Annotated in this window: 1 protein-coding gene; it reads right to left on the bottom strand. The window is 70.9% G+C overall.

Going from position 1 to position 237, the window contains the following annotated elements; genetic code table 11:
* Positions 1-237: alkaline phosphatase PhoX (locus tag ACZ6JE_RS15625; protein ID WP_464319544.1), on the bottom strand; the 237-nt coding region annotated here is incomplete at both ends.

Below are 237 nucleotides of genomic sequence, written 5' to 3'. Positions count from 1 at the left end.
GTCCATCGGCGTGGCGCCGAGCAGGTCCGCGGCGCGGCGGGTATGGATCAGCACCTCCGCCTGGGAGGCGAAGCCATTGGCTGCCGTCAGCGGCCCCTGGCCATGCACCAGCGGCAGCCATTCCAGCATGCCGTCGTCGAGGAATCGGGCGACGTGGAGCGTGCCCTCGTCCAGCAGGTCGCGGTTGGCCTCCCGGTCGGTCGGGTGCCAGCGGCGGGCGGTGACGAATTTGTAGAC

It is taken from the genome of Frigoribacterium sp. AC759, from assembly GCF_979256015.1.
This window is presented reverse-complemented; position numbering and strand designations above follow the sequence as displayed.